At 66.8% G+C, this 16836-nt stretch carries 18 protein-coding genes; 10 read left to right on the forward strand and 8 right to left on the reverse strand.

The genetic code is table 11. The features are described from left to right. Positions 1-5: 5 nt before the first annotated feature. Positions 6-725 carry a hypothetical protein gene (locus WC815_19605; protein ID MFA5910989.1) on the forward strand — a complete coding sequence of 240 codons (720 nt, stop codon included), beginning with the start codon at positions 6-8 and terminating at the stop codon, positions 723-725. 54 nt (positions 726-779) lie between these two features. On the opposite strand, the gene WC815_19610 is transcribed toward WC815_19605, so the two are convergent. The 4 genes from WC815_19610 to WC815_19625 all read right to left on the reverse strand — a co-directional run bounded on the left by WC815_19610 (position 780) and on the right by WC815_19625 (position 4726). Then, on the reverse strand, positions 780-1364 hold the full coding sequence (locus tag WC815_19610) for a BON domain-containing protein (GenBank protein ID MFA5910990.1): 585 nt from the start codon (positions 1362-1364) through the stop codon (positions 780-782). 322 nt (positions 1365-1686) lie between these two features. Further along, positions 1687-2751 carry a VWA domain-containing protein gene (locus WC815_19615; protein ID MFA5910991.1) on the reverse strand — a complete coding sequence of 355 codons (1065 nt, stop codon included), beginning with the start codon at positions 2749-2751 and terminating at the stop codon, positions 1687-1689. An 11-nt stretch (positions 2752-2762) separates the two neighbouring features. After that, positions 2763-3614, reverse strand: a complete 852-nt coding sequence (locus WC815_19620) for a hypothetical protein (protein ID MFA5910992.1) — start codon at positions 3612-3614, stop codon at positions 2763-2765. Between the two features lie 11 nt (positions 3615-3625). Beyond that, on the reverse strand, positions 3626-4726 hold the full coding sequence (locus WC815_19625) for a TonB family protein (protein MFA5910993.1): 1101 nt from the start codon (positions 4724-4726) through the stop codon (positions 3626-3628). A gap of 212 nt (positions 4727-4938) precedes the next feature. Here WC815_19625 and WC815_19630 point away from each other — a divergent pair, with 212 nt between their 5' ends. Together WC815_19630 and WC815_19635 are read left to right on the forward strand one after the other, a co-directional pair. Further along, positions 4939-5877: a peptidyl-alpha-hydroxyglycine alpha-amidating lyase family protein gene (locus WC815_19630; protein ID MFA5910994.1), complete on the forward strand. Its 939-nt coding sequence runs from the start codon at positions 4939-4941 to the stop codon at positions 5875-5877. Positions 5878-5885: 8 nt separating this feature from the next. Then, positions 5886-6197 carry an FHA domain-containing protein gene (locus tag WC815_19635; GenBank protein ID MFA5910995.1) on the forward strand — a complete coding sequence of 104 codons (312 nt, stop codon included), beginning with the start codon at positions 5886-5888 and terminating at the stop codon, positions 6195-6197. On the opposite strand, the gene WC815_19640 is transcribed toward WC815_19635, so the two are convergent. Further along, entirely contained in the window at positions 6192-6764 is a 573-nt protein-coding gene (locus tag WC815_19640; GenBank protein MFA5910996.1) for a class I SAM-dependent methyltransferase, read from the reverse strand. The two genes, WC815_19635 and WC815_19640, sit on opposite strands and share 6 nt — an antisense overlap. Before the next feature lie 83 nt (positions 6765-6847). Here WC815_19640 and WC815_19645 point away from each other — a divergent pair, with 83 nt between their 5' ends. From WC815_19645 to WC815_19670, 6 genes are all read left to right on the forward strand, one after another. Beyond that, entirely contained in the window at positions 6848-8158 is a 1311-nt protein-coding gene (locus tag WC815_19645) for an inositol-3-phosphate synthase (GenBank protein ID MFA5910997.1), read from the forward strand. Positions 8159-8197: 39 nt separating this feature from the next. Continuing rightward, on the forward strand, positions 8198-8746 hold the full coding sequence (locus WC815_19650) for a DUF5518 domain-containing protein (GenBank protein MFA5910998.1): 549 nt from the start codon (positions 8198-8200) through the stop codon (positions 8744-8746). 42 nt (positions 8747-8788) lie between these two features. Next, the gene (locus WC815_19655) at positions 8789-9676 is read left to right on the forward strand and encodes an AAA family ATPase (GenBank protein MFA5910999.1); all 888 of its coding nucleotides are present in this window, start codon (positions 8789-8791) and stop codon (positions 9674-9676) included. Positions 9677-9691: 15 nt separating this feature from the next. Beyond that, positions 9692-11653, forward strand: coding sequence for an acetate--CoA ligase (acs, locus tag WC815_19660; GenBank protein MFA5911000.1), 1962 nt, complete (start codon positions 9692-9694; stop codon positions 11651-11653). A gap of 117 nt (positions 11654-11770) precedes the next feature. Continuing rightward, positions 11771-13522, forward strand: a complete 1752-nt coding sequence (locus tag WC815_19665) for a hypothetical protein (GenBank protein MFA5911001.1) — start codon at positions 11771-11773, stop codon at positions 13520-13522. Continuing rightward, positions 13519-14526 carry an SUMF1/EgtB/PvdO family nonheme iron enzyme gene (locus tag WC815_19670; GenBank protein ID MFA5911002.1) on the forward strand — a complete coding sequence of 336 codons (1008 nt, stop codon included), beginning with the start codon at positions 13519-13521 and terminating at the stop codon, positions 14524-14526. Before WC815_19665 ends, WC815_19670 begins: the two co-directional genes overlap by 4 nt. On the opposite strand, the gene WC815_19675 is transcribed toward WC815_19670, so the two are convergent. From WC815_19675 to WC815_19685, 3 genes are all read right to left on the reverse strand, one after another. Further along, a complete protein-coding gene (locus WC815_19675; GenBank protein ID MFA5911003.1) occupies positions 14483-15370 on the reverse strand; it encodes a hypothetical protein in 888 nt (295 codons plus the stop codon). The genes WC815_19670 and WC815_19675 overlap by 44 nt on opposite strands. 253 nt (positions 15371-15623) lie before the next feature. Beyond that, positions 15624-15866, reverse strand: a complete 243-nt coding sequence (locus tag WC815_19680; GenBank protein ID MFA5911004.1) for a hypothetical protein — start codon at positions 15864-15866, stop codon at positions 15624-15626. 1 nt (position 15867) lies between these two features. Then, positions 15868-16446, reverse strand: a complete 579-nt coding sequence (locus WC815_19685) for an RNA polymerase sigma factor (GenBank protein MFA5911005.1) — start codon at positions 16444-16446, stop codon at positions 15868-15870. 120 nt (positions 16447-16566) lie between these two features. On the opposite strand from WC815_19685, the gene WC815_19690 reads away from it, so the two are divergent. After that, on the forward strand, positions 16567-16833 hold the full coding sequence (locus WC815_19690; GenBank protein MFA5911006.1) for a DUF2282 domain-containing protein: 267 nt from the start codon (positions 16567-16569) through the stop codon (positions 16831-16833). Positions 16834-16836: the final 3 nt, after the last annotated feature.

Consider the following 16836-nt stretch of genomic DNA (forward strand, 5'->3'; position numbering starts at 1 on the left):
CGATAGTGCGTATTGCTTTCGGGCTCGTGCTCGTGTCGGTGCTGCTGTCAACTGCGTGCGGCAGCGTGATCTCGCGGAAGTACGAGTATGAGGAGGAAATCTTTCTCGCGCTTGACGGCTCGGCCAGTGTCTACGTCAACGCCTCGGTACCCGCCCTGGTCGCCCTGCGGGGCGCCGCCTTGCCGGTGGACCCCGCCGCGCGCCTGGACCGCCAGGTCGTTCGTGACATCTACAGCTCACCGGTCACGCAAGTGGCCAACGTCAACACGTCGCGGCGCGACGGGCGGCGCTACGTCCACTTGCGCATCAACGTCGCCGACATCCGCAAGCTGAGCGAGGCGGCGCCGTTTGCGTGGTCGCAGTATCGCTTTCAGGACAAAGACGGCCTGTTCGAGTACGGCCAGACGGTCCAGGCCGCGGCCGGCAAGGACGTCGGCAATGTCGGGTGGGAGGGCAACGAGCTGGTCGCCGTCCGCGTGCACCTGCCCAGCAAGGTGGAGTTCCACAACTCACCCTCGCGCACGATTGAACGCGGCAACATCATCGTGTGGGAACAGCCGCTCGCGGAGCGTCAGAAGGGAACACCGCTCGAGCTCACGGTGCGGATGCAACCCGAGTCAATCCTGTTCCGCACCCTCGCCCTGTTCGGGGTGATGATGGCCGCCGTCGCGGTCACGTTCGCGGCGGCCATCTGGTTCGTGAAAACCAGAAAGACAGGAGTTTAGGAGTTCAGAAGAAATCTATCTTCTAACTCCTAATCTCCTGATCTTCTTTGTTGGTCAATTCGTCTTTCTCGGCTCCATCGCCGCCCGCACCTCCGCGTCGGTCTTCAGCTCGTTCTTCACCTCGAACGCCCCGAAGCCGGACGCCAGCGACCGCGCCAGCATGCGCTCGACGTTGCTGTTGACGACGCCTTCCAGCGTGACGTGACCGCGGTTGACCACCACGCGGATGGGCGGGTTGGCCATGGCGGCGTAGTTCCAGAACGACGAGTGGCTGTAGATGGCCCGCGCAATCCGGAACCGCAGGTCATCGTCAAACTGCGAGACCGGCAGCACGCCGATCTTGTTGTCGAGGGCCGTGATGCCGTCGACCTTGCGCACGCGCCGTTCGAGATCGTCGCGCTTGTACGGCATGGTCACCCACCCGGTGAGCACCACCTTGCCGTCGTTCACCGACGCGGAAATGCTGTCGAAGATGGTGAGCTGGGTGTAGCGATTGACCTGCTCGGCGATGTCGTTGAACACCTGCAGATCCTCGCGCGGAGCTTCCTGCGCGAAAGCAGGCGCGCCGGCGAGAACGAACAGTGAGACGAATGCGGATGCGATCAGTGAGACGAATGCGGATGCGATCAGTGACTTCATAGTGGAACCTCCCCACACAACTTCTGACACTGCGAAACCTGTGCCATCACGGGGTGTCCACTTCCAGGGAATCTTGTGACGTCTTGATGTGTTGATTTTGTGATCGAGCTGGTGGATCTTGTGAGCGGATGATCTGGTGATTGATGTGTTGATGTGTTGATGTGTTGATGTGTTGATGTGTTGATGTGTTGATTTGCGGTGGTCTACATCAACCGATCCTCAGATCGGTCACACGATCATCCGATCAGTAGATCAACCGATCGATCATCACATCGACACATCACGAGATCACGACATGCGGGGAGCGGCGAAGCTCCCGAATCTATGGCGTGGCGACGTATCCCTTTCGCGCTCGCACTTTGAGCGCAGGGTCTCGGACCTCCACGCGAATGGTATGCCACCGGCCGTCCTTGAGTCCCGGGCTGGGATAGCCCAGGTAGTACTGCTGGCTCAGCTCATCAGCGATGCTGGCCACGGCGGGATCCAGATCGCGCGCGTCGCGCACGATTTCGGTGCGGCCGCCGCTGTCGTCGGTCATCTCGCGCAGCGCCATCACGTTCACGCGATCATCGGCGCCGCCGCCAACCGAGTAGGTGCCGCCGCGCCCGCCGCCGCCCGGAGGCGGATACTGCGGCTGCGGCATGGGCATGCGCCTGCCGCCACCGGGAAACGGGAACGGAATCGGCAGCCGCGGCTGCTGAATGGGCGGGGTCTGGCGCTGGAAGGTCGGCTGGCCCTGGCCGTCGATGCCGACGGCGTAGACCAGCACTTCGGTCTCACGGATCACGCGTTTCACGTCGGCGATGTCGGTGCGGCTGCTGGTGTCGTTGCCGTCGGAGATGATGACCACCGCCTTCTTGCGGTTCTGGCCGCTCTGCGCCATCGGCACGGCCTCAACCGCGGCATCGTACATCGCCGTGCCGCCATTGGGATGGATGCGGCCCAGCATCGTCGCCAGCCGATCGCGGTCGTTGGTCCAGTCGAGCACGAGATCGGCGTTGGCGCTGAAGCGATACAGGAAAAACTCGTCGAGCTCGTCGTTCATCATCCGGAAGAAGCGATCGATCGAGCTCACCGCCGCCGACCACTTCTCGCCGACCATGCTGCCGCTGCTGTCAACGACAATGCCGAGGCTCACCGGCGTGCGGTCGGCACTGAAGTGCGTGACCTCGACCGGCTTGTTGTCTTCGTAGATGATGAAGTCGTCCTTGGTCAGGCGGGCGGCGAAGCGGCCGGACCGGTCGGTGACGGTGGCCGTCACGTTGATCAACTCGACGCCGCTCTTGAACCGGAAGCCGTCAGGTTGCTGGGCCAGCACGCTCACGCTCACCAGCGCCAGCAGGCCGGTGGCCAGCATCCACGCGCGTGGTCCGGACTGGTTCTTCATAGCGCTAGCCCTCACTTCAACAACACGCTGACGGGCTGCTCGCCTTCGGCGGCCAGCGGCGTGGCGCCGCGCCGATCGATGTGCGGGACGACGCCCTCATCTGTCCGGAAGCTTACGCGATAGCGCGTCACCGTGGCCGGCGCATCCAGCGTCACCACGAACGGCGACTCGTCGCCGGCGCCGATCTTCAGGAAGTCGACATTGGCCTTCGCGCTGGTCACGAACGCGCCCTGCCGATCGAACAGGAACACCACCGCCAACAGGTGCTCGACCGGCTGGCCGGTGGCCGGGTTGCGGACCAGGCCCGACACCGCCAGCTTCTGATTCTGCCGATCGTGACGGAGCGACACCAGTTCGAGCGGGCTGTTGGGGCCCACTGCCGCCGCGCTGGTTCCGCGCGGTCCCGACATCATCCACGCCAGGCCGCCAAGCAGGCCCACCAACAACATCGCGGCCGCCACGGCGAGCGAACGCTGGCGTCCGCCGCCGGCCTGCGGTTGCTCGGTGGCCGCGCCAAGGAAGCCGGAGGAGTGCGACAGCACTCGCGGCGCCGACGCGACATTGAGCGGCATTTCCGGAACCGGGGGCACTGCGACGGGCGCGGATCTCGCCGGCGTCTCCATGGTCAGCGGTGCCGGCGCCCACGGCGCTTTCGGCGCCGGTCGTTCAACGGTCCGTTCAACGGCCGCCGGGCGCGCCTGGAAGCCGATGGGGCTGCCATCAGCCGAGGCAGCGATAGACAACGCGGCCACGCGTGCCGCGGACCGCTGCTTCTCGTCGCGCGCAAGCCGCCACGCCGTCACGCTCATCGCGAGCGCGACGACCAGCGATATGATCGTGATGCCCAATAGGACTGTTTCCATAGCAAGCCTGCCTATCGCAACCGGAACTCGACTCCGACTTGCACGACGACATCAACCGGCACGCCCTTCATGCGCCCCGGCGCGAAGCGCCACTGGCGGACCGCCTGCACCGCGCGCTCGTTCAAGCCGCCGCGCAGCCCGCGCAGCACCTTCACATCACCCACTGTGCCGTCGCGCCGTACGACGATCTCGAGTTCGACTTCGCCTTCGATGTTCGCGCGCCGCGCCTCGTCTGAGTAGTCGGCTTTCACTTCGCGCAGCAGGCGCGGCGGCTCGACGCCGCTGCCGGGGCGGAAGGGGCCGCCGCCGGTGCCGCCACCGGATCCATCGCCGATGCCGCTCCCCTCGCCTTGGCCAAGGCCCGTGCCGCGGCCCGTGCCGGCGCCACCACCCGCGCCGGGCCCCTGGCTCGGCGGCGTCTCGGGCACGTTCGCGAGCACGCCTTCGCGCGTCTCCACATCCGCGGCCTTGGTCGCAATGGGCGCCATTACCGGCGGCAGCTGCTTGGCTTCAAGCGGCGGCGGCGGCGGCTCAGGCGGTTTCGGTGTGGGCCGCATGGGCGGCGGCAACTTGCGCGCCGGCAGCGGACTGCTGATCCGCTCGATGCCCTTGCGTGCCGCCTTCGGCGCCGGCTTCTTCATCAACAACCCGCCGCCACCGCCACCGCCGCCGGGACCGGGTGAGACGAGGAACACCATCCGGATTGGCTCCGGAGCCTTCAACGGTTCCGTGCGCTCGTCGGCGACGGCAAAGCCGAGGCTCGCCACGAAGAGGATGGCCGCGACCGCGATCCCGTGCAGACTCGTCGAGACGATCAGCGGAACGGTGGTCGAGCGGTGCGCGCGCGTGCCTTGCGCGAACAGTTCGCGGCCCAGGCCCAACTCGCCGGCCACGCTGACGGTGGTGCCGGCCTTCAGCGCGCGGACGGCGCGGACAGCCTCGTCCTGCGCGACGAACTCGGCCAGCTCTGCCTGTCCGCCAATCGGGAGCTGCGCGGCCACCGAACGGATTTCACCGCGGGCGACGAGTGCCCGCACCCGGGCTTCAGACACCCCGGCCGCCTCCGCGATGTCGCGGGCCGTGTAGACGTCGGCAGGAAGGATTCCAAGCATGGCTGCGACTGGTGTAATGGCAAAAGCCTTGCCGTTGCGGCCGCCGGAGACGCTAGCCACATGATCGGTCTTTTCGGCCCGTTTTCACGAAATCTTTGCGGAACCGGTCCCAGCCATCTGTGGTGCTTTGGGGACGGGTGTCTACTCTTGTAGGCAGCCAAGCCTCAAGCCTCAAGCCCCAAGCCGCTCCGTCCTGCGCTAACATCCGCGAAATGCGCCGACCGACCCTGGCCGTGCTCGCCACGATGTGGCTGCTCTCCCCCGCGTCGCTCCTGATGCAGGAGCCGGCGGCTCCGCCCTATCGTCTGATCCCCGGCTGGGGCACGCTGCCTGGCGGCGCCACGTGGGGCGAAGTGCCCGGCATGGCCATCGACGCCGGCGGCAGGATCTTCGCCTTCCATCGGGCCGAGACGCCCATTGTCGAACTGGATCGCGACGGCACGATCTTGAAGACGTGGGGCGAGAAGCTGTTCGCGTGGCCCCACGGCATCCGCGTCGATCGATTCGGCTATCTCTGGATCACCGACGGACAGGCCCGCAACGGCCTCGGCCAGCAGGTGTTCAAGTACAGCCGCGACGGCACGTTGCTGATGACGTTGGGCACAAAGGCCGTGCGGGGTGAAGGTCCCGACACGTTCGGCGGGCCGTGTGACGTCGCGGTGGCCGAGAACGGCGACATCTTCGTCGCCGACGGCCACTTCAACTCGCGCATCGTGAAGTTTTCCAAGGACGGCACCTTCATCAAGGCCTGGGGCAAGAAGGGCAGCGGGCCCGGCGAGTTCAACCTGCCGCACACGCTCGTGATCGACTCGCGCGGCCGCGTGCTGGTCGGCGACCGCTCGAACAACCGCATCCAGATCTTCGATCAGGACGGCGCCTTCATCGATCAGTGGACCCAGTTCGGCACGCCGAGCGGTATCTACATCACCCCCGACGACACCCTTTATGTAGTGGACTACAACGTCAAGAAGGGCGTGTTCATCGGCAGCGCCAAAGACGGCTCGGTCAAGTACAAGGTGGATGACGCGGTCGCGGAGGGCGTGGCGGTGGATGCGGAGGGCAATATCTACGTGGGTGAAACTGTTCCGGGCACCACGCTCACCGGCCAGCCGGGCGGCCACATCGTCCGGAAGCTGGCCCGGGTGAAATAGCCGACGCCATGATCATGAGCCTCCGCATTGGCCATCGTCGTTACGGGCTGGCGAACGGAGCCAACTCGATCGGCCGCGACCCCGAATCCACGGTGTGCATCAACGATTCGAGCGTGTCGCGGGCGCACGCCCGCATCACGATCGAGGACGCGCAGGCGCAGATCGAGGATCTCAACAGCAAGAACGGCACGTCGGTGCAGAACCAGCCGATCGCCGGGCCAACCGTGCTGGCCGACGGCGACGAAATCGAGTTCGGTCACGTCAAGAGCTGGTTCATCATCGAGCTGAACGAAGACCCGCCGACGACGACGCACCTATGAGTTGGGGCGGAGGCCTTCGAGAAAGCGGAAGCCGTCTTTTTCGGCGAGCAGCCGCGACGGCTTGAAGCCGGCCGCGGTCAGGTCGCGCAACAGGTCGTAGCCCTGCGGCCGCCTCACGGCGCCGTGCAGCATCCCGCCGCCGCCCAGTCCTTCCACCACTTCGATGCGGCCGCCCTGGCGAACAATGCGGCAGGCGTCGCGCAGGTAATCGAGGCGCGCCGGTTCGTCGATGGCGGCAAAGCTGCCGCTGGTGTCGTCGATGACAATCATGTCGAAGTGGTCGCTGTCGAAGGGCAGGGCGCGTCCCTCGACGGGGCGCACCTCAATCAGCGCCCCGACCTTCGCGCCGACCCCGCTCGCGCGCCGGGCGGAGGCCTCGTCGAACGTGGCGACGGCGGCGGCGCCGCTCAGGCCGACCCTGGCGGCCAGCCCCGAGAGCAGCGCGCGATCGCTGCAGCCGACCTGGAGGAATCGTTCCCCCATGCGCACGCCGGTCATCGACACCTGCAGCGGATCCATCGCGCGCGTCCGGCCGCCCTTGAGCAGGCGGAGAAAAATGCCGATCATGTGACTCCATGATAGGTGACTGCGCACGGATATTCGCTTTTATGGCGAAAGTCCGACGAAAGGGGGCGTGATATATTTCCAAGGTGAAACAACCCCTAGAAATCGCTCCAGCCCAGGGCAAACTGGGCATCCTGCTCGTTGGGCTCGGCGCGGTCAGCACCACCACGATCGCCGGCGTCATCGCCATCCGCAAGGGCCTCGCAAAGCCCATTGGCTCCCTCACCCAAATGGGCACGATCCGCCTCGGCAAGCGCGCCGATCGCCGCTCCCCCAAGATCAACGAATTCGTGCCGCTGGCCGACCTCAACGACATCGTGTTCGGCGGCTGGGACATCTTCGAAGAAGACTGCTACGCCGCGGCCTGCACGGCCGGCGTGCTCGACCGCCAGTTGCTGGATTCGATCCGCCCCGAGCTCGAGGCGATCAAGCCGATGTCGGCGGTGTTCGATCAGCGCTACGTCAAGCGCCTGTCGGGCCCCAACGTCAAGAAGGGCAAGAACAAGAAGGACCTCGCCGATCAGCTGATTGCCGACATCCGGGGCTTCAAAGAGAAGCACAACTGCGCCCGCCTGGTGATGGTGTGGTGCGGCAGCACCGAAGTGTTCATGAAGGAAGGCCCGGTGCACCAGTCGCTGGCCTCGTTCGAGAAGGGCCTCGAGCTGAGCGACGACACGATCCCGTCGAGCATGGTCTACGCCTACGCCGCGCTCAAGGAAGGCATTCCGTTCGCCAACGCCGCGCCCAATCTCACCGCCGACATTCCCGCCATGCTGGAACTGGCCGCGAAGACCGGCGCGCCGATCTGCGGCAACGACATGAAGACCGGGCAGACGCTGATCAAGACGATCATCGCGCCCGGCCTGAAGGCGCGCCTGCTCGGCGTCAAGGGCTGGTACTCCACCAACATCCTCGGCAACCGCGACGGCGAGGTGCTGGACGATCCGGAGTCGTTCAAGACCAAGGAAGAAAGCAAGAAGTCGGCGCTCGACTACATCTTCCAGCCGCACCTCTACCCCGACCTCTACAAGGACATCTCGCACGTCGTCCGCATCAACTACTACCCGCCGCGCGGCGACAACAAAGAGGGCTGGGACAACATCGACATCGTCGGCTGGCTCGGTTACCCGATGCAGCTCAAGATCAACTTCCTGTGCCGCGACTCGATCCTGGCGGCGCCGATCGTGCTCGACTCGGCGTTGTTCCTCGACCTGGCGAAGCGCGCCGGCCTGGGCGGCATCCAGGAATGGCTGTCGTTCTACTACAAGGCGCCGATGCACGCCAAGGACCTCTACCCGGAACACGACCTCTTCATTCAGCTGATGAAGCTGAAGAACACGCTTCGTTACCTGAAGGGTGAAGAGATGGTCACGCACCTCGTTGAGGATTACGATTAGCGCGAACGCAGGGCGCCCCTTGTAGGGGCGCCGTGAACCATGACCCCGTCAAAGACCCAACCGGCGCTGTTAGGCGGCCTGGCGATTGGCGTGCTCTCCGCACTGCCGGTCATCAACGTCGCCAACTGCTGCTGCGCGTGGATTCTCTTTGGCGGGGCGCTCGCCGCCTACCTGATGCAGCAGAACCACCCCGAGCCGATCGGGGTGGGCGACGGCGCCGTCGTCGGGCTGCTGGCCGGCGTGGTCGGCACGTTCGTGTGGCTGGTGCTCTCCATTCCGATCAGCGCCGCGCTGGCGCCGTTCCAGGGCCAGATGCTGCAGCGCGCGCTGAGCAATGCCTCCGACATGGCGCCCGAGGCGCGTGCCCTCCTCGAACGCCTGTCGTCGGGCCCCGCCGTCGGGCTCGGCCTCATCTTCGGGTTCTTCGTCATGCTGTGCGTCAGCACGCTGTTCGGCATGATCGGCGGGCTGTTCGGGGCGCTGATGTTCCGCAAGAACGCCCCGCCGCCACCTCCGCCGCCGCACATCCCGAGCTTCACGTCGGATTCGTTCCCGGCGCCGCCCATCCCCGGCGAAGAGCGTCACTAGGCCTGTTCCCGCGCCCGGCTGGGCCCGATAACTCGTTCTGCCATGGATCCGTCCAAGCCGCCCTACGAGGCGTTTTTCGGCTTCGCCGAGCGGCCGTTCAGCCTGACACCGGACCCGAAGTACTACTTCAGGAGCCGGTCGCACAGCCGCGCCTTCGACGGGCTGTCGGCCGGCATTGCCCGGCGCGAAAGCCTGCTGTTGCTGCTGGGCGACCTGGGCGTCGGCAAGACCACGCTGTGCCGGACCTTCGTCCAGTTGCTCGAACGCAAGACGCGCGCGGCGCTGGTGGGCAACTCGCTGTTGTCGCCGGAGGACCTGCTGCGGCTCCTGCTGCAGGACCTGGGTGCGGTGGCCAGGGAGGACGTGCAGGCCGGCTGCCTGGTGGGCGCCAGCCGCGCGGAGTTGGTAGGGATGCTCGACCAGTTCCTGGCGCGCCTGCGGTCGTACCAGGACGGCGCGGTGCTGATCATCGACGAGGCGCACAGCCTGCCGGCCGCCACGGTCGAGCAGATCGTGGCACTGGCCGCGCTCGAATCCAATCGCGACAAGGTGCTGCAGATCGTGCTCGCCGGCCAGCCGTCGGTGGTGGGCGGCCCGCCGTTGCCGCGTGCCCTCGACCAGCGGCTGGCGACGCGGGCGCGGCTGCTGCCGCTCGAGCGCGACGAGTGCGAACGCTACGTGCACCACCGCCTGGCGATTGCCGGCGGCATGGCCGTCACGTTCTCCACGCGCGCCCTGGACGTGATCTACGGCCTGTCGGGCGGGGTGCCGCGCCTCGTCAACCTGCTGTGCGAGCGCGCCCTGCAGGAAGGCGCGGTGATGGGGTCGCACCGGATCGAGCCGGGCATGATCGAATCCGCCGCCTCGTCCCTCCAGCTCCTCCGGCTCCGGCCGAAACGCTTCCGCTGGTTCGGCGCACAGGTGCGGTAGTCGTATACTCGGCGCATGTCCGAGCCGGTTTCCCCCGAGATTGAGGCCCTCCTCCAGGAACATCGCAGCTTTCCGCCCGCTGACGCCTTCCGTGACCAGGCGGTGGTGAACGACCCCGAGATTTATGCGCGGGCCGCGATGGATCCCGAGGCGTTCTGGGAAGGCTTCGCGAACGAACTGGAGTGGATCAAGCCGTGGTCCAAGGTGCTCGACTGGAACCCGCCCGACGCCAAGTGGTTCGTTGACGGCAAGATCAACGTCAGCGCCAACTGCCTCGATCGGCACGTGCGATCGTGGCGGCGCAACAAGGCCGCGTTCATCTGGGAAGGCGAGCCTGGCGATCGCCGCACGCTGACCTATTTCGACCTCTACCGCCAGACCTGCCAGTTCGCCAACGTCCTCAAGTCGCTCGGCGTGAAGAAGGGCGACCGGGTCGCGCTCTACCTGCCGCTGATCCCCGAGCTGGCCATCGCCATGCTCGCCTGCACGCGCATTGGCGCGGTCCACTCCGTGGTGTTCGGCGGCTTCAGCGCGGAATCGTTGCGCGACCGCATCAACGACTCCGCCTGCACCGTGCTGGTTACCGCCGACGGCGGCTGGCGCCGCGGCGGCATCGTGCCGCTCAAGCAGATGGCCGACGAAGCGCTCCTGGACACGCCGTCGATCAGGCACGTGGTGATCGTGCAGCGCCTGCACGGGTCGCCGCTGCCAATCCACGTCAAGGAAGGCCGCGACCACTGGTACCACCGCCTGATGCAGGAGGCGTCCTACGACTGCGAGCCGGAGCCGATGGACTCGGAGGACATGCTCTATGTCCTCTACACGTCCGGCACCACCGGCAAGCCGAAAGGGATTGTCCACACCACCGGCGGCTACCTCACCGGCGTCTACGCCACCACCAAGCTGGTCTTCGACCTGAAGGACGAGGACGTGTATTGGTGCACGGCCGACATCGGCTGGGTCACCGGCCACAGCTACGTCGTCTACGGTCCGCTCGCCACCGGCGCGACAGTCGTGATGTACGAAGGCGGACCCGACTGGCCCGAGAAGGATCGGCTCTGGCAGATCATCGAGCGCTACGGCGTGACCGTGTTCTACACTGCCCCGACCGCGATTCGCGCGTTCATGAAGTGGGGCACCGACTGGCCGGCGAAGCACAACCTGTCGTCGCTGCGCCTGCTGGGATCGGTGGGCGAGCCGATCAACCCCGAAGCGTGGATCTGGTATCACCTCCACATCGGCGGCTCCCGTTGCCCCATCGTCGATACCTGGTGGCAGACCGAGACCGGCGCCATCATGATCACGCCGCTGCCGGGCATCACCCGGACCAAACCGGGCTCGGCGACGCAAGCGTTTCCGGGCATCAGCGCCGAGATTCTCAAGGACAAGGGCGAGCGCATCGACGTGGGCGGCGGCCTGCTCGCCATCACCAAGCCCTGGCCGTCGATGCTGCGGACCATCTACGGCGACCACGATCGTTACGTCACGCAGTACTGGTCGCGCTGGGGGAAAGACGTCTACTTCACCGGCGACGGCGCCAAAAAAGACGACGAAGGGTACTACTGGCTGCTGGGCCGCGTGGACGACGTGCTCAACGTGGCGGGGCATCGCATCGGCACCATGGAAGTGGAGTCGGCGCTCGTGGACCACCCGAAGGTGGCCGAGGCGGCCGTCGTCGGCCGCACGCACGAGATCAAGGGCCAGGCAATGGCGGCCTTCGTCACCGTGAAGGAAGGCACGCACCCGTCGGAGGCGCTGGCCGACGAGTTGAAGAAGCACGTGGCGCACAAGATCGGCGCCATCGCCCGGCCCGACGACATCATCTTCGCGGCGGATCTGCCGAAGACGCGCTCCGGCAAGATCATGCGCCGCCTGCTGCGTGACATCGCCGAAGGCAAGGCGCTCGGCGACACCACGACCCTGGCCGATCCGGCCGTAGTGGCGAGGCTCAAGGAGCAATACGAGTCGCAGGAATAGTCACCAGGCGCTGTGCGTCCGTGGCATCCGGTTTGCAGGTTGTTACTGCAGAAGGGGACGTGCGCCGCGAAGGCGCACGAGATCATGCCGAATCGACGCAGGCGGCGTCACTCATCCATGGCCGCCCTGCTACTCGTGGTTGCTGCGATGGGGGGGGCGGCTGTGCACGTCGCGGGATATTCCCCAACGAGCGCGGGGGGTCAGGCCGCGCTGCTGTCCGTGCTCGACCTGCAGCCGCTTCGCCGCTCCAGCACCATCCGCATCATCTCGGGTGCGGGGCGCGAAGGCTCGGCCACCCTCCTGAACCTGCACCCGGGCATCAACAGCTGGTATCTGCTCACGGTCACCTGGAACGACGGCTCGCCGCCGCGCGCCTACCACCTCGAGAACCCGAAGCCGCATACGCGCCGCCTGGTGCTCGATCCGCAGTACCCGTCCGGCCTCTTCATCGATGACGATGCCGGGCGCGTGGCGTGCGATCTCTTCGGCAGCCGGGTTCCAGGCAGCCTCGAGCAGGCGCGCCTGGCCCGCTTGATTTACAGCCCGGTGTGCGAGGGGCGTGTCTACCTCCGGAGTCCAGCGGCCGGCCACCGCACCGGCCTCGAGGCGGCCACCGAGTTCTTCCGCGACCGTGTCTGGGGAGGCGAGGCAATGATTGGGCTCGGCCACCAGCTCCTGTCGGACGCGAACCGCGAGATGGGGACCGACACGACGGATGCCGCCGCCGCCGCCGCCGTGCGTGCGAACCAGGCCGGCCCTGCACCTGCGCGGGTCGATCCTGCGCTGGCCGATCGTCTCGTCACCGCACCCGGCCTCGGCATCAGTCTGGTCGCGACCAACGGCGGTAGCCTGGTGCCCGGCGGCTGGTACGCCACGGCGGTCCCGGGCACGTTCGTCAGCGTGATCGAGCCGCGCTTCATCGACCCGCAGCTGCTGCGGCAAGGGCGCTCCGCGCAGCCGCTGGACCGCGTCGAGTCATCGTCGCTTGCCTACTTGATTGCGTTCGATCTGGCCCGCTTCGACCTCGGCTACGCGCGCGGCACGGTGCATCCTGCACTCGGCTGGTCCGACCACATGCTGGCGAAGATGCGCGACGCGCGGCTGCCGGGGCCCGACGGCATCAGCGACGCGGCACCCCTTGTCTCCACCGGTCTCGTCGCCCCCGAGGATACCGGCCGTACGGTGGCCACGTTCACGGCCGGCTTCAAGCGCACGCACGGCGCGTTCCTTTACGGCGAGCTGTCGCTCGTGAATGGCAGCAGCCACTACGGCTTCATCGAGAATGGCATCGTCTTCAGCCGCCTGCAGCCAGGGCTCTCGACCATCCTGGTGCTCGACGACGGGACCGTGGAGATGAAGACCTGGCAGCAGTCGGACGCCGGTCTCCTGCCGCGCATCAGGCACGCCCGCCAGAACGGCGTGCCCCTCGTCGAGTTCGACCCGGCGCTCAAGGCGCCGGTTCCCGGACGCTTCGTGCCGCAATGGGGGGCAGGCAACTGGTCCGGTTCGCAGGATCGCAAGCTGCGGTCGATGCGGTCGGGTGCAGGCATCCAGCGTCTGGGCGGCAAGCGGTACCTCGTGTACGCCGTGTTCTCGTCCGCGACGCCGTCCGCGATGGCGCGCGTGTTCCAGGCCTACGGGTGCGATCACGCGATGCTGCTGGACATGAACGCGCTCGAGCACACCTACCTCGCCCTGTATCGGCCGGGCGGCGCCGCGGTGACCGTCGAGTACCTCATGACCGGGATGCAGGAGGTGGATGCCCCGCACGCGTCCAAGGGGCGCCTGAAGGTCCGCTTCGTGGGCTACCCGGACAATCGCGACTTCTTCTACGTCATGCGGCGTGACGGACCAAGTGGGCACCGATGAGGGTGAAGGCTGCGCGCGTGCTCATCGGCTTGCTCGTCGCCGTGGCATCGGCCGCGATGGCCGGTGTCGTGTCCCTGCGCGAGCAGAACGAGCCGATGCTGCGCCGCCTGCAGAACGTCCATCGACTGTCCGATGCCCAGATGGCCGAGGTCCGGCGCATCTTCACCGCGTCCGGTTACATCGGCCAGGGGAATCCCGCGGTGGCCCGCCACCCGATCACGACCGAGGCCTGTCAGGCCACACAGCGCGCTCAGGGCGTCAGTTACGAGAGCGTGGCGTACGAACGGATCTGCCAGGCGAAGTACATGGCGCCCCTCTACGACCCGGCGACCGAGCGCGCGGAGGACGCGAAGGCCTGCATCGATCAATTCGAGTTCCCGGACATTCCCTGCGAGTATCCGGTCGTGTGGGTGAAGGCGCGCGAGGCGGCCCAGATCTGCACGGCGATGGGCAAGCGGCTCTGCGACGCACACGAATGGGAGGGGGCATGCGACGGCAGCCTCGAGCCGCCTGACTACCGCTTCGATCTCGCCGCCGGCGTGGCGCCGGACGTGGCGATTCGCCGGATGCGCGCCGCCAACAACCGATCATCTGCGCCGACGAAGCGGTGGAGTTACGGCGCCGCGTACCAGAAAGGGATCTGCGGTACGTCCAGTCAGAAGAGCCCCGGCTGCGTCGGCGAGGGGTGGAACAAGTGCGGCTCGAACACGTTCCCGGCCGGCGCCTTCCCGGCCTGCGAGAGCCCGCTCGGCGTGTACGACCTCAACGGCAACGCGGCCGAGCACATGAATTTGCCGCTCGCGCCGGAGCAGATGGCGAGCCGGGGCAGCCGCGAACTAGGCTACACGGAGATGAAGGGGAGCTGGTTCGTGTTCGACACCGTGCGCGCGCACGAGGACTGGTGCCGCTGGCGCGCGCCCTACTGGCACGGCAGCCGCGTGATGGACGCGCGCAGCCACGCTAATTATCACCTCGGGTTTCGCTGCTGCAAAACCCTTGAGTGAACGTCGTCAGCGTCGCGGCCATCAGCCCTTCGTCGCTGAGCACCGCCACCGCCGCCGGATCCTGCAGAATCTCGCGAATTGGACGGAAGGTCCCCTCCTGCCAGGCCATGTCGCTCATCAGCCGGATGCCGTGGCTGTAGTCCTCGTAGCAGGCGCCGTGCACCGTGCTCAGCGGCTGAATCGGTGCTCCGCCGGGCCGGTGCCAGCCGTAGATCGCGATGCGCCCTGGCGTCCGCGCGAGGAGGTTCGAGATGACGACATCCTTCTTGTGACCGGCAACGAGCGTTCCGCGCGTCACACCGAGGGTCCGTGCCTGCGCCTCGATCAACTCGTTGTGCCGCTGGTAGTACTCGGTCGAGGTCATCTGTGGACCGGGCGGCAGGGGCTGCGGCTGAAGATGATGCTCGGCCTGCGCGTTGATGGCATCGACGACGCGCCGGGTCGGCAGGACGAAGCCGAACTGCGCCGCGATCGTCGTGGCCGTCTCCAGGTTCATCGGGATGCGCAAGAAGTCGTCGTCGGCGCCGATGGCCAGGTAGTCCGGCATGACGAAAACGGTGGCGGAGAGCATCCGCCCGCGCTGCGCGTACGTCAGCGTGACGGGGACGAGCTGCCGCAGGAAGTTCGGGACGTTGCCGTGGAGGATCTCCTGCAGGACCGCGCGTTCGCGCCGCACTGGGTCCAGGCGCCGCACCGATTCGACGAACGCCGAGCCGACGGGCGCCTGCGTGTCCCGGACCGGGATGCGGCGCACGAGCTCGACCGTGCGCGAGACCATGCCGGGGATGGCGACGGGCGCTGGGCTGGACTCGAGCGGCTGCGACCACAGGACCGCCAGGCTCATGACGAAGATGCAGACGTTTCGGATGGACAGGTTCAGTGCAAACCTCCTGGAGGCCGAGACGGATTCCCTAGTGAAGCGGAGTCAGGATTATAGCACGGGACGGCCGATTTTCGGTCATACGACCAAGACGTGTCCCTGGCACCCCTCAAAGGCCAATCTTTCGGGGCGGAAGCCGCAAGGGGAGGCCCAACCACCTGACCTCACGGTTTCCGCATCAATTCGTCAGGCGCATGGCGAACCCGGCGGGCCCGCCTCAGTCGGTGCGCGGTCCGCCGTCGCGCAGCCGCTGGGTCAGCCTGGCCTCGAACTCGTGCCCCGGCCCTTGATGGGCCGCTCGCGAGCGCGCCGCCTGGGAGATGGCCTCGAGCTGGCGCTGGAAGGCGCGGCACCTGCGGCACATCGCCAAGTGCAACCGCACCGCGAGGCGCCGCGCGAGCGATGCCTCCGCCAGCTCACCTTTGGCGATCAGTGTCGACACCTCTTTACAGGTCATCACGTCAGCGACCCCAGCCCTCTTCCTGAAGACACGCGCGCAACCGCACGCGCGCTCGATGCAGCAACACTCCAATGTGTGTGATCGACTGCCCGGTTATCTTACTGACCGCCTCGGCCGGCAGCTCCTCCACCTGGCGCAGGTGAAACACCTCGCGTTGCAGATCGGGCAGCACTTCCAGGCAGCCGGCAATTGCGGTCCCGACCTGTTCGGCGTGCACGAGGTGGTCGGCCGCGAATGGCGATTGCCGCCAGTGCCCTCGGTCATCGAACTGCGCCTCGAACAGCTCGTCGATCGGGTCGCTCAACTCCTCGCGGCGCACCGCGCGGCGCCGCTCGAGCGACTTGTGGTGCAGGATGCCGAAGAGCCACGTGCCAATCTGGGCCCGGCCTTCGAAGCGGTCCAGCGATCCGAGAAAGGCCACGAACACCTCCTGCGCGAGATCTTCGGCGTCGGCGGCGGAATGGCCCATGCCCCTGGCGGCGCGATAGATCCGGCGGCCATGCGCCTCGGCCACCATCCGCAGCGCGTCCGGATCCCGGGCGCGCAATCGCGCCAGCAACGACTCGTCCAGATCGGCCACGCCTCATCATAGTCAAGCGGGACGAAGGGCTGTAATGTCCGGCGCACTCGGCGCACTTACTTCAACGTGGGGCCGCCGGGATGTGCCCGGACGGGCTTCCACCAAGGAGCACAACACGTCATGCAGACACGATTCGTTATCGCCGCCGCTTTCGCCGCCGCCATTGCGGCACCCAGCTTCCTGTCGGCGCAAAGACCCGCCGAGATGCCTTCGTTCAAGGCCGAGAAGTGCTACGGCATCGCCAAGGCTGGCGCCAACGACTGCGCCTCGACCGGCAACAACTCGTGCGGTGGCTCGTCCAAGCGCGCCGGCGACACCAAGGCGTGGCTCTTCGTGCCCGAGGGCTACTGCGAGCGCATCGTCGGTGGCAGCAAAACCGCCAAGTAGGCG

The sequence above is a fragment of the Vicinamibacterales bacterium genome (genome assembly GCA_041659285.1).
Classification (GTDB): domain Bacteria; phylum Acidobacteriota; class Vicinamibacteria; order Vicinamibacterales; family UBA2999; genus 12-FULL-67-14b.